This is a genomic window from Rhodococcus jostii NBRC 16295 (assembly GCF_001894825.1).
GTDB lineage: Bacteria > Actinomycetota > Actinomycetes > Mycobacteriales > Mycobacteriaceae > Rhodococcus_F > Rhodococcus_F jostii.
Window position 1 is genome coordinate 212464 of sequence record NZ_BCWY01000002.1, and the last position, 14356, is coordinate 226819.

General features: G+C 69.6%; 16 protein-coding genes. 11 read left to right on the forward strand and 5 right to left on the reverse strand.

Annotated elements, in window-relative coordinates; genetic code table 11:
- The first annotated feature begins 58 nt into the window (after positions 1-58).
- From RJ1_RS02420 to RJ1_RS02435, 4 genes are all read left to right on the forward strand, one after another.
- Complete coding sequence (locus tag RJ1_RS02420) at positions 59-346, forward strand: PLDc N-terminal domain-containing protein (protein ID WP_073358292.1); 288 nt, start codon at positions 59-61, stop codon at positions 344-346.
- A gap of 54 nt (positions 347-400) precedes the next feature.
- Positions 401-817, forward strand: a complete 417-nt coding sequence (locus RJ1_RS02425; protein WP_073358293.1) for a DUF1707 SHOCT-like domain-containing protein — start codon at positions 401-403, stop codon at positions 815-817.
- Between the two features lie 107 nt (positions 818-924).
- Entirely contained in the window at positions 925-1521 is a 597-nt protein-coding gene (locus tag RJ1_RS02430; RefSeq protein WP_073358294.1) for a PepSY domain-containing protein, read from the forward strand.
- A 93-nt stretch (positions 1522-1614) separates the two neighbouring features.
- Complete coding sequence (locus tag RJ1_RS02435; RefSeq protein WP_073358295.1) at positions 1615-2292, forward strand: DUF998 domain-containing protein; 678 nt, start codon at positions 1615-1617, stop codon at positions 2290-2292.
- On the opposite strand, the gene RJ1_RS02440 is transcribed toward RJ1_RS02435, so the two are convergent.
- Positions 2279-3814, reverse strand: a complete 1536-nt coding sequence (locus tag RJ1_RS02440; protein WP_083602234.1) for an alpha/beta hydrolase — start codon at positions 3812-3814, stop codon at positions 2279-2281. The two genes, RJ1_RS02435 and RJ1_RS02440, sit on opposite strands and share 14 nt — an antisense overlap.
- A 99-nt stretch (positions 3815-3913) precedes the next feature.
- Between RJ1_RS02440 and RJ1_RS02445 the strand changes: the two genes are divergently transcribed.
- The 3 genes from RJ1_RS02445 to RJ1_RS02455 all read left to right on the forward strand — a co-directional run bounded on the left by RJ1_RS02445 (position 3914) and on the right by RJ1_RS02455 (position 6478).
- On the forward strand, positions 3914-4543 hold the full coding sequence (locus RJ1_RS02445; protein ID WP_073358363.1) for a TetR/AcrR family transcriptional regulator: 630 nt from the start codon (positions 3914-3916) through the stop codon (positions 4541-4543).
- A 22-nt stretch (positions 4544-4565) separates the two neighbouring features.
- On the forward strand, positions 4566-5987 hold the full coding sequence (gene purB, locus RJ1_RS02450) for an adenylosuccinate lyase (protein WP_073358296.1): 1422 nt from the start codon (positions 4566-4568) through the stop codon (positions 5985-5987).
- A gap of 77 nt (positions 5988-6064) precedes the next feature.
- The gene (locus tag RJ1_RS02455) at positions 6065-6478 is read left to right on the forward strand and encodes an HIT family protein (protein ID WP_073358297.1); all 414 of its coding nucleotides are present in this window, start codon (positions 6065-6067) and stop codon (positions 6476-6478) included.
- Between the two features lie 28 nt (positions 6479-6506).
- Here the strand turns inward: RJ1_RS02455 and RJ1_RS02460 are convergent, their stop codons facing one another.
- The gene (locus RJ1_RS02460; RefSeq protein WP_073358298.1) at positions 6507-7271 is read right to left on the reverse strand and encodes an NRDE family protein; all 765 of its coding nucleotides are present in this window, start codon (positions 7269-7271) and stop codon (positions 6507-6509) included.
- Positions 7272-7369: 98 nt separating this feature from the next.
- Between RJ1_RS02460 and RJ1_RS02465 the strand changes: the two genes are divergently transcribed.
- Genes RJ1_RS02465 through RJ1_RS02475 form a run of 3 tightly spaced genes read left to right on the forward strand, consistent with a single transcriptional unit; the run spans position 7370 to position 9490 of the window.
- On the forward strand, positions 7370-7870 hold the full coding sequence (locus RJ1_RS02465) for a MarR family winged helix-turn-helix transcriptional regulator (protein WP_073358299.1): 501 nt from the start codon (positions 7370-7372) through the stop codon (positions 7868-7870).
- Complete coding sequence (locus RJ1_RS02470; protein WP_073358300.1) at positions 7867-8712, forward strand: ABC transporter ATP-binding protein; 846 nt, start codon at positions 7867-7869, stop codon at positions 8710-8712. The genes RJ1_RS02465 and RJ1_RS02470 overlap by 4 nt, the downstream gene beginning before the upstream one ends.
- On the forward strand, positions 8672-9490 hold the full coding sequence (locus RJ1_RS02475) for an ABC transporter permease (RefSeq protein WP_073358301.1): 819 nt from the start codon (positions 8672-8674) through the stop codon (positions 9488-9490). The genes RJ1_RS02470 and RJ1_RS02475 overlap by 41 nt, the downstream gene beginning before the upstream one ends.
- 10 nt (positions 9491-9500) lie before the next feature.
- Here RJ1_RS02475 and RJ1_RS02480 read toward each other — a convergent pair whose 3' ends face one another.
- The 3 genes from RJ1_RS02480 to RJ1_RS02490 are packed head-to-tail and all read right to left on the reverse strand — an operon-like array spanning position 9501 to position 13094.
- Positions 9501-11153 carry a (2,3-dihydroxybenzoyl)adenylate synthase gene (locus tag RJ1_RS02480; protein ID WP_073358302.1) on the reverse strand — a complete coding sequence of 551 codons (1653 nt, stop codon included), beginning with the start codon at positions 11151-11153 and terminating at the stop codon, positions 9501-9503.
- Between the two features lie 31 nt (positions 11154-11184).
- Entirely contained in the window at positions 11185-11955 is a 771-nt protein-coding gene (locus tag RJ1_RS02485) for an SDR family oxidoreductase (RefSeq protein WP_073358303.1), read from the reverse strand.
- Complete coding sequence (locus tag RJ1_RS02490; protein ID WP_073358304.1) at positions 11952-13094, reverse strand: isochorismate synthase; 1143 nt, start codon at positions 13092-13094, stop codon at positions 11952-11954. Before RJ1_RS02490 ends, RJ1_RS02485 begins: the two co-directional genes overlap by 4 nt.
- A gap of 262 nt (positions 13095-13356) precedes the next feature.
- On the opposite strand from RJ1_RS02490, the gene RJ1_RS02495 reads away from it, so the two are divergent.
- Entirely contained in the window at positions 13357-14307 is a 951-nt protein-coding gene (locus tag RJ1_RS02495; protein WP_073358305.1) for an Lrp/AsnC family transcriptional regulator, read from the forward strand.
- Positions 14308-14356: the final 49 nt, after the last annotated feature.

The window sequence follows — 14356 nt, forward strand, 5'->3', positions numbered from 1 at the left end:
TTGTTCGATGGACTTGGGCGCACTGAATGTTCGGGCGTGCCAGGCAAGGAGAACGGCGATGCTGTACGTCGCGTTGTTCGCATTCGTGTTGTGGGTCCTGTGTTTCGCCGACGCCATCACCACCGACGACGACCAGTTCCGGAACCTCTCGAAGGAGGGCTGGCTGGTGATCGTGTTGCTGCTGCCGCTCGTCGGTTCGGTGCTGTGGCTGGTGGCCGGGCGACCGCAGAAGGAGTCGGGCGATCGGTTGCCCGCCGACCCGGAGGAAGCCGAGTTCGTGCGGCGGTGCCGGGAACGGGCGGAGGAGCAGCGCCGCCAAGGTTTCCACGGGCGCGACCAGGAGTAGCGGCCTACACTGTGGCTAGGATTACAGTGTTACAACCGGGTATGAGGCGACGACATGAGCGAGATCAGTCATCCACAGCCACCCGTTCCTGGAGGGGTCCGCATCGGCACCCTGGAACGTGAGCAAGCCGCGGCGGCACTCGCCGAACACTTCGCTGCCGGACGGCTCGAGACGGACGAGTTCGACGCGCGAGTGCGCCAGGCCTACCTCGCCAAGACCGTCGCCGACCTGGTCCCCCTCTTCGCGGACCTGCCGGACAAGCAGCGCTTCGCCCCCGAACCCGAGCGCATGCGGCGGCGCGACACGCGACGGGAGGCAGCGGCACTGCGGACACTGGTCTTCGTCGTGGCCGTCCTCGCCGCGATTCTGTGGGTCGCCCTGGTCCGCGTCCCCCCGCTCGTCTTCCTGCCCATCGTCTGGCTCGTGCTGGCCCGTCGTAGTTTCGGACGGCGGTCGTGCCGGGCGTGGTGACGCTCTGACTCCGACCGGCGAGAACTGCTGAAAACTACCGCGAGGTCGGTTGTCGCTCCCGTACTCTGACAGGCAGGTCCACGCCGTCGAGCGATCGAGGAGCCACGATGACCACCAGAATTGTGCGATGTGCAAGCCTGATCCCGGTTGTCGCGGCCTCCGCGCTGCTGCTGGGCGGGTGCGGTTCCGACAGCAGTGACACGTCGTCGACATCTGCCAGTGCCACCGCGTCGGCCACGGCCACGACGGCGGCGCCGACCACCACGGGCACGGCGGTGGCGTCGGCGGTCACCAAGCAGCAGGCGGAGCAGATCGCTCTCGCGACGGTCCCGGGTGGCACGGTCGCGAGCTCCGAGGAACAACAGCGGGACGGTAAGACGGTGTGGCACGTCCACATCCGTGACACCAAGGGCTGGGATTACGACGTGAACGTCGATGCGGCGACCGGCGCGGTGGTGCCCGACAGCCAGAACACGGAGACCACCGCGACACCCGCACCGGCTCCCCCCGCCGGCGGGGCAGTGACCCAGCAGCAGGCGGAGCAGATCGCTGTCGCGACCGTCCCGGGCGGCACCGTCGCGAACGCCGAGCAGCAGCAGCGGGATGGTAAGCCGGTGTGGCACATTCACATCCGCGACGCCAAGGGCTGGGACTACGACGTGAACGTCGACGCGTCGACCGGAGCCGTCCTTCCCGACAACTGACCACAGTGGGTAGAACGACCCATGTGCCCGCCTCGGGAAGATGGGTACGTTGCCCGATGCTCGGGCCGTGGATGTCGCTCTAACGTCGATGTCATGGCCACCACTTCAGTTCTCGTGTCGTGCACCGACTTCCCGTGCTGGGCGGCCCGTACGGGCGCGGCGGGGCCACTCGTGTTCACCGCCGGGTTCGTCCTTCAGGAGATGTTCCGGCGAGACGGCTACAGCCCGATCGCCGATCCCATCAGTGCTCTCGAGGCCGACGCGAGCGGATGGATCCAGCAGGTGAACTTCCTGGTCTTCGCCGCGCTCCTGACGACCTTCGCCATCGGATTGCACCGTGGTGTCGCGGCGACGCGGTTCGGCTGGGCGGGACCGGGTCTGCTCGGCGTCGCGGCGGTGGGACTGGTTCTCGCCGCCGTGTTCCCGTTGCGTGCGGACGCGGCCGGGAACGCCTACGACCCCGGCAACCATGTGATCGCGGGTGTCACGTTCTTCTCGTGCAGCGCGCTCGCACTCGTCGTGCTGTCTCGCCGATTCGCCGCCGATCCGCGGTGGCGCAGCCTCGCGTCGTATGTCGCCGTCGCCGGTGTGGTCGGTCTGGGCTGTTTCGTGATGCTGGGCCGGTTCGCGATGCCCGACGGTTCCGCGCTGCACGACGTCGCCGGACTTCTGCAGCGCTGCACCCTGCTCCTCGTGACGTTCCCGGCGCTGGTGACGATCGCGCTGCGGCTCCGTCGCCTCGCCCGACGGCCGACACTCAGGGCGTCGTGAACGTCGGCACCCGCACCTGGTCGAGGCAGCTTGTGTCGTAGTCCCCGCCCGGACTCTCGAGGAAGCCGACGGTGACGGCGGGGGCGCACTGCGAGGACTGCAGGACGTCGTGCCCGAGCCCGGGGAACACGAGAACGTCGGATCGCGACAGCGTCTCGGCCGCGGCGCGCGCCCGCGACGGCGGGGTGACGGCGTCGAGGGACCCGGCGAGCAGCAGGGTCGGGACGTCGCTGGTGGTGGTGTCGTGCACGCGGGAGTCGGCCGCGGGCACATCCCAGACGTCGCAGTCGTCGAAGATGCGGGCGGCCTGCGGCACCAGCGACAGCACGGTGTCCGGGAACTGCGGCAGCGCGGCCTTCGCGTCGGCCCGGACCTGCTCGCGGTCGGTGAACGCGGTGTCCTCGCCGCAGAACACCCCATAGCTCAGGCCGTACCCGATTAGGCTCGGCGGGGTGATCGTGCCGGCCAGCGCGGTGGCGGCCGGGACGCCGTCGCCGCCTGCCATGGCGTGGATGAGCGCGGGCAGTCCGGCGAACGTCCCGGCCGCCAGGCTCATCTGGATCACCAGATTCGCGAGCGTGTAGCCGTCGATGACGACCCGCCCGCCGGGGAGGTCGACGGTCAGCGGTGCGGCGGCCAGCCGGTTCACGGTCGCGGTGAATTCGTCCGCGAGCCCGGGGTAGGCGCCGGCGCACCCGGGTTGTGCCGCGCACGCGTCCAACAGCGCGCGGTAGCCCTCGGCCGCATTCGGCCAGAATTCCCCGATGATGTTGCTCTGCGTCGGAACGACCGAGTCGAGGACGACGCTGCGGACGCCGTCGGGGTGGTCGCGGAGCACCGACAGCGCGAGGTCGCTGCCGTAGGAGACGCCGTAGACGTTCCACTCGTCGAGACCGAGCGCCACCCGCAGATCCGCCACGTCGGCGGCGTTCTCGGCGGTGTCGTACGCGCCGAGGTCCGAGCCGCCGCCGGCCAGGCGGTTCCGGCAGGTCTGCGTGGCCTCGACGTCGAGGGGAGCGGTCGCCGGGTCGAGGGGGCTCAGGCCGGTTTGAGTCGTCTGGAACTCGTCGATCTCGGGGCACGACAGGTACGGGTCGGCGTGCATCGTGCCGCGCTGGGCGAGGAAGAGGACGTCGCGGTCGCGGTTGAGCCCGAGATCCGCGAGCTGTGCCGCGCTCGCGAGCGCGGGCCCACCGGGACCACCCGTGAGATAGACGAGCGGGTCGGGTCGCGGGGTGGGAGAGGCCGCGGGCAGTCGTGCGACGGCGAGCCCGATCTGCCGGCCGTCCGGGCGCGACCGGTCTTCCGGCACGGTGAGGGTGCCACACGTGAACTCGGGGCCGAGGTCCAATTGCGGGAAGGCAGGCACGTTCGGCGACGGGCAGGCAGCGTCGCTGTACGTGACCGAATTCGAGGTGCCGGGATCCGGTGCCGGATCGCTCTCGGACCCGCACGCAGACGCGAGGACCATCGGCATGACGGCCGCACATCCCAGAGCCAGCATCCGCACCGACACCCGCACCGATCCGACGCTACGCGGGTGGGCTCCACCGTCCACATACTTCGCGGTCTGTCGTCCAATTTGCCCTGGTTCGGGGCCCCCGGCTGGCAGGATGAATTGGTGTCATCAGCGGCAACTCCGAAGGGCGAACGGCGCCGACAGGCGCTGGTGAAGGCTGCCGCCGATCTGCTTCTCGAGGGCGGATTCGACGCCGTCCGGCACCGCTCGGTGGCCACCCGCGCCGACCTTCCGCTGGCGTCCACCACGTACTACTTCGAGTCACTGGACGACCTGATCGCGAAGGCCGTCGAATGCAACGGCAACCGCGACCTCGCCGTCATGCGCAGTCGCGTCGAAGACGTCACCCACCGCCGCCGCGGCCGCGAATCCACCGTCGACCTCCTCCTCGACCTCCTCGTCGGACCGGCCCTGATCAGCGAAGACTGCCGAGAACGGCTGATCTCCCGATACGAGCGGTTCACCGCGTGCGCGCGTCGTCCCGAACTGCGGGAGGTCCAGTTGCGGCTGCGCGCGCAACTCGACGACGTCCTCACCGAGGCCCTGCGGCGCTCCGACCGCGACGTCCGGCAGGAGCAGCTGCGGCGGCTCGTCGCCGTCGTCGACGGAGCCGTGGTGACCGCGCTCGGCGAGCACGACCCCGACCTGCGGGCACTCGCCCGGGCGATGCTGCTCGACGTCGTCGACGTCGTCGCGCCCGCCCTCGACCGGCCGGACCACGTTCAGCTCTAGCTCCGCCGTAAACTGAGGACTCGTGAGCCGCATCCCGAACGTCCTTGCCAACCGTTACGCCAGCCCCGAACTCGTCGAGTTGTGGTCGCCCGAGCACAAGATCGTCCTCGAGCGTCAACTGTGGCTCGCCGTGCTGCGCGCCCAGGCGGAACTCGGGATCGACGTGCCGGCCGACGCCCTCGCCGACTACGAGCGAGTACTCGAGCAGGTCGACCTCGACTCCATCGCCGACCGCGAACGCGTCACCCGTCACGACGTGAAGGCCCGCATCGAGGAGTTCAACGCCCTCGCCGGTCACGAGCAGGTGCACAAGGGGCTGACCAGCCGCGACCTCACCGAGAACGTCGAGCAGCTGCAGATCCTGCGGTCGCTCGAACACGTGCACGCGCACGGTGTCGCCGTCGCCGCCCGCCTGGCCGAGCGCGCCGCCGAGTACAGCAGCCTCGTCATGGCCGGCCGGTCGCACAACGTCGCGGCGCAGGCCACCACGCTGGGCAAGCGGTTCGCGTCCGCCGCCGACGAACTGCTCGTCGCGCTCACCCGGCTGCGCGAGCTGATCGACCGCTACCCGCTGCGCGGCATCAAGGGACCCATGGGCACCGCGCAGGACATGCTCGACCTCCTCGACGGCGACGCGTCGAAGCTGGAGGCGCTCGAGCAGAAGGTCGCCGAGCACCTCGGCTTCTCCCACGTGTTCACGAGCGTCGGCCAGGTGTACCCGCGGTCCCTCGACCACGACGTGCTGTCCGCGCTGGTTCAGGTGGCGGCCGGGCCGTCGTCGTTCGCGCACACCATCCGCCTGATGGCCGGCCACGAACTGGTCACCGAGGGCTTCCAGCCCGGCCAGGTCGGATCGTCCGCGATGCCGCACAAGATGAACACCCGTTCCTGCGAGCGCGTCAACGGACTGCAGGTCGTGCTGCGCGGGTACGCGTCCATGGCCGCCGAGCTCGCGGGCGCGCAGTGGAACGAGGGCGACGTGTTCTGCTCGGTGGTGCGCCGCGTCGCGCTGCCGGACGCGTTCTTCGCGATCGACGGACTGATCGAGACGTTCCTGACGGTGCTCGCCGAATTCGGCGCCTACCCCGCCGTCATCGAGAAGGAGCTCACCCGGTACCTGCCGTTCCTGGCCACCACCAAGGTCCTGATGGCCCTGGTGCGCGCGGGAGTGGGCCGGGAGACGGCGCACGAGGTCATCAAGGAACACGCCGTCGCCGTCGCACTCGCGATGCGCGAGGAGGGCAAGGAACCCGACCTCCTCGACCGCCTCGCCGCCGACGACCGGCTGCCCCTCGACCGTGCCGCGCTCGACGAGGCCCTCGCCGACAAGAAGGCGTTCATCGGTGCCGCCGAGTCGCAGGTCGCGACAGTCGTGGCGCAGGTGCAGAAGCTCGTCGACGCCAACCCCGAGGCGGCCGCCTACCAGCCGTCCCCGATCCTGTAGGCGGCTTCGCCGCCCGTGCGTGGTTAACGAGTGCAGGCACTCGTCAACCACGCACAAGCACCGGAGGTGCCTACCCCGTGAAGTGCATTTTCTGCGAGATCGTCTCGGGCCGATCCGACGCCAGCGTCGTGTACGAGGACGACGACGTGATGGCGTTCATGGACATCCGGCCGTGGACGTCCGGACACCTGCTGGTGGTCCCGAGGCGGCACGCGAGCGGGCTCGCCGACCTCGACGCCGGGGACGGGGCGGCGGTGTTCGCGGTGGGGCAGCGCATCGCGACCGCGCTGCGGCGCGGGCCGATGCGTGCTCAGGGCGTCAACCTGTTCCTGGCCGACGGGATCGCCGCCGGCCAGGAGGTATTCCACGTTCACCTGCATGTGGTTCCCCGCACCGCCGGTGACGGTTTCGGGTTACGTGGAATGCCGAAGTCGCCGAGCCGGATCGCGCTCGATCAGACGGCGGGCGTCATCCGGTCCTCCCTCACGTGAGTGACAATGCGTGCGGGAGCACACATTGTCACTCACGTGGGGGGAAGCGGACCTCGCCGGTGGGGCCATTCTCGTCGAAGCGTCGTTCGGTGATGTCGAAGGTGCCGTCCGACCGGACCCGCAGCAGTGTGGACGCCCGCGTCCCGTAGTCGCCGTAGTGAATGAACCGGGACGACAGGGCGCGTTCGAGTTCGGGTTCGATGCCGGTGTCGGGTAGCGATTCCCACGGTGCGGGGTCGCTGTCGGCGAGGACGTCGAAAAACGCTTCCGGATCGGCCTCGGGGCTGCCGTCGTCGGCGGCGAGCGCGGCGGCGAACGCCTGTGTGCCGGCTGTCACCTTCGGCCACGGAGTGTCGAGTTCGGCATTGGACAGGCCGTGGACGCCGGGTTCCACCCGTTGCCGGCGACCGTGCGGCCGGTTGGTGGCCCACCACAGTTCCCCGGGGTCGCCGGCGAGCAGGTTGAAGCTGCCGTAGTCGGCGCCGGTCGTGGCCACCTGTGCGGCGTAGTCGGCGGGTGACATCCGGTCTCGGAGGTAGTCGACGGGCAGCGCCCCGCGGGACCGGGCCCCGGTGGACGGGGTGCCGTTGCGGACGTTGGTGACGGCCGCGAACCTCAGTGTGTCGGTGACACCCATCCACGTTCCGCCGGCGAGGAGATCGCGGCCTGCAAGGAAGCCGTCGTCCCACCATTGGAGGGGCTCGGTGGGGCGGGCGTAGAACTCGTCCCGGTTGGCTGCGACGACGAGGGGAAGATCGGGGCGGGTATGCCAGGCGAACAGGACCAGGCACATACAGACGTCTCCTCGTCACCCTCGGTCATCCGAACACGGTTGCACGCCCGAGCGTAGCCGCCCTCGTAATACCTCTGAAGCAGAGCTATATTGAGAACATGGCACACAACGAGGCACCCGACCACTCGGGGATGGCGCCTGCCGAACAACTCTTCACCGCAATCGGATTGCTGCGCCGGCACACCCGCCGAAGAGTCGGGCGCCCGTGGCCGGAGACGCCGTTGACGGGGTCACAGGTCGAGTTGGTGCGACTGCTCCGCCGCAGGCCCGGGACCTCCGTCGCGGAAGCCGCGGCAGCGTTGGGACTCGCCGCGAACACTGTCTCCACGCTCGTCCGGCAACTCACCGACGCCGGACTGATCGAACGGGTGCGGGACGAGTCCGACCGACGCGTCGCCCGCCTCGCGCTCACCGACGACGCGCGGTCACAGGTCGAGCGCTGGCGCGACCGTCGCAACCTGGAGGTCGCCGCCGCTTTCGACGGCCTCAGTGCCGAGGACCGGGAGGCCATCGAATCCGCCATTCCCGCCATCACCCGCCTCGCCGGGGCGCTGCACCCGGACCAGGCCGGGGAGAGCGATCAGGAGGTCGTCAGATGATGTTTCGCAGGGCGCAGGCCGCCGCACGACCGCGACCGTCCCACGATGCGCTGGAACTGTCCCACGTGACATACCGGTTCGGGGACTACACCGCGGTGAAGGACCTGAGCCTCACGATCGAGGCGGGGGAGTGCTTCGGACTGCTCGGCCCCAACGGGGCGGGTAAGACCACCACGATCAGACTCCTCAACACGCTCCTTCCGCTGCAGGACGGCGACGTGAGCATCTTCGGGTGCGACGTGCGCACTCAGGCCATGGCCGTCCGCCGACTGCTCGGGTATGTGCCCCAACAGTTGTCGATCGAGGGCGCACTCACCGCCCGCGAGAACGTGTCCTGGTTCGCCCGGCTCTACGACGTGCCCCGGTCCGAGCGCCGACACCGCGTGGACGAGGTGCTGGAGATGGTCGATCTCACCGACGTCGCGGACCGGGTGGCATCGAGTTTCTCGGGCGGCATGGTCCGGCGCCTCGAACTCGCGCAGGCGTTGGTCAACCGGCCGTCGCTGCTGGTCCTCGACGAACCGACGGTCGGTCTCGATCCGGTCGCGCGGGATTCGGTGTGGACCCGCGTCACCGAGATGCAGAAGCAGTACGGAATGACGGTCCTGCTCACCACCCATTACATGGAAGAGGCCGAGGCGCTGTGTGATCGGGTCGCGTTGATGCACCGCGGCGAACTGCGGGCGGTCGGCTCCCCGTCCGGTCTCGTCGCCGAGCTGGGCCCCGACGCGACGCTCGACGACGTCTTCCGCCACTACACCGGTGACAGTCTCACCGCCGACGAGAAGGGAGGGCTCCGCGATGTCCGTAGCGCCCGCCGCACCGCCCGCCGTATGGGTTGAACCGCCGATCCGGGGTGTGCTCCGGTTGTTGTCGCGGATCGCCACGTTCTGCCTGATCGAGCTGCAGAAGCTGCGCCACGACCGTTCGGAGTTGGTGACCCGTGCGATCCAGCCGATTCTGTGGCTCGTCATCTTCGGTGAGACGTTCAGCCGCATCCGCGCGATCCCGACCGGCGACGTCCCCTATCTGGACTACCTGGCGCCGGGCATCATCGCCCAGTCGGCCCTGTTCGTCGCGATCTTCTACGGCATCCAGATCATCTGGGAGCGCGATGCCGGGGTCCTGACGAAACTGCTCGTGACACCCACTCCGCGTGCGGCTCTCGTGACGGGCAAGGCCTTCGCGGCGGGTGTCCGCGCGGTGGCTCAGGCCGTGGTCGTCGTGATCGTGGCGGCACTCCTCGGCGTCGGAATGACGTGGAATCCGGTGCGCCTGCTGGGAGTGGTGGTGGTCGTGGTGCTGGGAGCCGCGTTCTTCTCCTGCTTGTCCGTGGCCATCGCGGGGATCGTGCTCAAACGCGACCGGCTGATGGGAATCGGACAGGCGATCACCATGCCGCTGTTCTTCGCGTCGAATGCACTGTACCCGGTGGAACTCATGCCGGGGTGGGTCCAGGCGATCAGCCGGGTGAACCCCCTGAGCTACGAGGTGTCCGCGCTCAGGGGGCTGCTGATCGGCCAGCCCACCAATTACTGGCTGGACTTCGGGGTGCTCGTCGCGGCCGCGGTGCTCGGCATCGCCGTCGCGTCGGCGCTCCTCGGGAGATTGTCCCGATGATCACGCCGGGTCACGAGGTCACGAACGTCTTCTCCAGTGCCCGGCGCAGTTCGGACTTGCTGATCTTGCCGACACCGGTGACCGGGAACTCGTCGACGAACACCACCTTGTCGGGCACCTTGTACTCGGCGAGTCCGCGGCCGCGGACGAACTTCTTGAGTTCGACGGCCTTCGGCTGCTCGCCCTGGACCACGACGAACGCGCAACTGCGTTCGCCGAGATACTGATCGGGCATCGACACCACCGCGACGTCGGCGACGGCGGGGTGCGCGAGCAGGTGGTTCTCGACCTCCTCGGCGGCCACCTTCTCGCCGCCGCGGTTGATCTGGTCCTTCGCGCGGCCCTCGACCACGAGGTAGCCGTCGTCGGTGAGCCGGACGATGTCGCCGGTGTGGTAGAAACCGTCCTCGGTGAAGGCCGTCGAATTGTGTTCGGCGGCCCGGTAATACCCGCGAATCGTGTACGGGCCGCGGGTGAGCAGATGACCGGACGCGCCGCCCGGGACGGGTTCGCCGTGGTCGTCGACGACCCGGACCTCGTCGTCGGGGCTGATCGGCCTGCCCTGCGTGGTGACGATCGTGTCTTCCGGGTCGTCGAGCCGGGTGTAGTTGACCAGTCCCTCCGCCATCCCGAACACCTGCTGCAGCGTGCACCCGAGTTCGGGACGCACCCGCTTGGCGGCCTCGGCGCTGAACTTGGCGCCGCCGACCTGCAGCACCTCGAGGCTCGAGATGTCCCGTTCCGTGCGGCCACTGGCGGCCAGCCACGCCAGTGCGAGCGGCGGCACCAGCGACGCGATCGTGACGCCCTCACGCTCGATGAGCGCGAACGCCGTGTCGGGACTCGGATCCGGCGCGAGCACCACGCGACCGCCGGCGTGCAGGACGCCGAGGATGCCCGGTGAGCTCATCGGAAAGTTGTGCGCCGCAGGGAGGACGACGAGCATGCGGGTGTTCTCGTCGATACCGCAGATGCGGTCGGACTCACGCACCGAGTACAGGTAGTCGGTGTGGGTCCGCGGAATCAGCTTCGACACGCCGGTGGTCCCGCCCGAGAGCTGCAGGAACGCCACGGATTCCGGGCCTGCCGCCGGCTCGTCCGACAGCGGTTCCGCGGCGCGGAGTTCGTCGAGTGACGTGAACTCCTCCGCGTCCCCGGCCACGATGACCCGCGGCGGATTCTCCGCCGACGACACCACGTCGCGGGCGAGACCCCGGTAATCGAATCCGGCGTGCGTATCGGTGATCACGTAGGCTGCGGCATCGGCGAAGCTGCAGAAGTAGGAGATCTCCTGGGCGCGGTGCGCGGGCAACGCGAACACCGGCAGCGCCCCGAGGCGGAAGACCGCGAAGATCACCTCGACGTACTCGACGATGTTGGGGAGCTGCACCACCACCCGGTCACCGGGCTGCACCCCCGACGACTGCAGCCCGGTGGCGATCCGGTCGGCGCGGTCCGACAGCTCCCGGTAGGTGAGCGAGCGGTCGATTCCCGCGGCGTCGGGTCCGACCACGGCGACGGAGTCCCCGAAAGCGGCTGCACGGGTGGACAGGAACTGCTGGAACGTCTCGTCCGTCCAGTACCCGGCGTCGCGGTACCGTGCGGCGAGGTCGGCCGGGTAGCCGGTGGTCGTCTCCAGGGGAGCGCGAACGCTCGTTGTCATCGAAAGTCCTTTCGCGGGCTGTTCACGGGTGTCAGGCTCGGAGGGTAGCGCCGCCGTCGACGTAGAGCGCCTGCATGGTGATGTGACGGGCCCGATCCGACAGGAGGAACTCGACGGAGTCCGCGATGTCGGCGGCGTCGGCGATGCGGCCCAGCGGGATACCGACTTTGAACGTGCTCGGGTCTCCGTCGATCGCTCCGCGCGCTCCGGAGTCGTCCGCGGGGTCCGACCACAGCGAACGCTGCATCGCGGTGTCCGTCGAGCCGGGGGCGACGATGTTGGCGCGGATCCCGTATTCGGCCAGTTCGAGACCGAGAACCCGGACGATCATGGAGACAGCGGCCTTGGACGCGCCGTACGCGCCCATTCCGGTGCGGGGCACGCCGGCGGCGTTGGAGCCGACCACGACGATGGAACCGGCTGCACGCTCCCGCATTCCGGTGCCGACGGCCCGCAGCACGTTGACGAGTCCGGTGACGTTGACGTCGAACACGCGCTGCCAGCTCGCGGGGTCGGCGTCGAGCACCGATCCGATTTCGAGCACCCCCGCCACGTGCGCGAGTGCGGTGACGGGACCGTGCTCGTCCTCGATCCGGCGGACGGTGTCGGTGACGGCGGCCGTGTCGCGGATGTCGGTGACGGCCGTTCCGAGCGGCGGGGTGTCGAGCTGGGCGGCGGTGGCGGCGAGGCCGTCGGCGTCGCGATCGAGCAGTACCAGGCGGTGGCCGGACCGCGACAGCGTGACGGCCGTGGCCCGTCCGATGCCCTGGGCCGCCCCGACCACCAGAGTCGTGCCGCTCATCGGGGGAGTCCCAGTGCGGCGAGGACGGTGCCCAGTTTGGTTGTGGTCTCGGCGAGTTCGTCGTCCGGTTCGGATGCGGCGACGATGCCGCCGCCGGCATACGCCGTGACGGTGGTGCCGTCGGCGTCGATCTGCGCGCACCGGATGGTGACCATCCATTCGCCGTCACCGTCGGCGTCGGCCCAGCCCACGGCGCCGGCGTAGAAGCCGCGGTCGCCCTCGAGTTCGCCGATCAGCGCGCGTGCGGCGTCGGTGGGAGTGCCGCAGACGGCGGGGGTCGGGTGCACCGTGACGGCGAGGTCCAGCGCGGTCACCGAGCGGTCCCGCAGCCGTCCCGACACGGGTGTGCCGAGATGCCACAGTTGCGGAGTGCTGGTGAGGGTGGGCCGGTCGGGGATGTCGAGTTCGGTGCAGAAGGGTTCGAGGCTCGCCCGCAGCGCGTCGACGACGAGGGCGTGCTCGCGCAGATTCTTCTCCGACGAGGCGAGGTTTTCCGCGGTCCGGCGATCGATCTCGGGGTCGGTGTGTCGGGGCGCGGAACCGGCCAGCGGATGGCAGGTCACGGTGTCGCCGCGGCGGCGAATGAGAACCTCGGGGCTGGAGCCGACGAGGTGCCGTCCCGACCACCCGGTGCCTGCGGCGCTCAGATCGACGCTGAAGCCGTTGCCGCCGAGGTCGTTCGCGACAAGTCGGGCGAGCAGTGCGTGCGGGGGCACCGGTGTGTCGGCGTGCAGGACGACCGATCGGGCGAGCACCACCTTGTGCAGGGCGGCGTCGGGTTCCCGCAGTACGTGGAGCGCGGCGGCGACGCGGGCGACGTGCTCGTCCTCCGGCGGAATCGACTCGCCCGCGCGGACCTGTGGGAGGGCCTGTAGACGAGGGGTCCAGCTGCCCGGATAGTGGCGCAGCGTCTGTGGTGCGATCAGCGCGGCGGGGTGGGACGGGTCGAAGGCGAGCGCGCCGACCACGGAGGTCACGGCACCGTTGCGGAGGGCCGCGGCGGCGTCACGGGCGGAGCCGTACCCGGTGCGGATGCCGTCGGCGATCACGGTGCCGTGCGGGCGGGAGAGGACGAACGGCGCGCCCGGCGGGAGATCCGTCGAAGTCTCGGTGGACTCGGCAACGGCCGTCGACTGCATGTGTGATCACCTTTCGTAGCGGACAACTTCGGCGCGGGTCGCGATGTGCACCGTCACCCCTCGACCATATACGGTTAGCCTAACCTTTGGTGACTCCGCTTGCGGGCCCGCGGTCCGCGACCGTTGCGTATTGCCCTGCAGTCCAGCGGTTTCGGCCCCCGGTGCGCGGGTGCGACTCGAGCCGCAACCGGATCGCAGTTCTCGTCGTCACCGACTGGCCTACCATCGCATGCACACGTGGCATGGAGGGCAGGCTTCTGCAATGACCGAACGCAGGTTCTCGCTCGATCAGCGGATCGTCGCTGCCCTCCAGGTCGACGGGCGATGCTCCTGGAGCCGAATTGCACAGGCGCTCGGCGAACCCGAGAGGAACGTGACCCGGCACGGCATCGCGCTCCTCGAGTCCGGCCGGGTGGCGGTCACCGCGGTCGCGAACAGCGGCGGCACCGCGATCGTCCGCCTCCAGTGCTCCCCGGGAACGGTGCGGGTGGCGGCGAGCGCCCTCGCCCAGCGCAGCGACTGCATCTTCGTGTACATCCTCACCGGCACCGCCGACTGCGTGGCCGAGATCCACGTGTCCCGGGACCGCCTGCCGAAGCTCGTCATGGACGAACTGCCCGCGACGATGGGCGTCGTTCGAAGCTGGACCGACCCGGTGCTGCGGTACTTCCGCACGGTCCGCGAATGGGAGGCCGGGGTCCTGACTCCCGCCGAGAAAGAAGCGATCGGCGGGGTGGCGCCTCCGGCGACATTCCTCACGGACCTGGAACGCGGCACCCGGGACCCCGTCGACCGGACGATCATCCGCGAGCTGATGCAGAACGGGCGGGTGGGCACCACCGCGCTCGCCCGGACCGCGGGCGTGTCCGAGGCGACGGCCCGGCGACGTGTCCAGACGCTGCTCACCGAGGGCGCGATCAGTCTCCGGGTGGTGGTCGACCCCGCCCTGTTCGGGCTGCGCGCCGAGGCGATGCTGTTCATCAAGACCCAGCGCAACCGGATCGAACCGCTCGTGCGGGGCATGCTCGAGATGCCGTACGTGCGGTACGCGGCCGGCACGGCGGGCGAATACCAGGTGGTCGCCAACATCGCCGCGCCCGACGAGTCGGTGCTCTACGACTACATCACCACCGCGCCGTGGGTGGCCGACGCGATGGCCCTCGAGACCAACATGGTGGTGCAGGCGGTCAAGCGCAGCGGCCGGGTGATGTGACGGATTTCGACATCGGACGGCGCCTCCGGCGCACCTGATTGCGATCTCC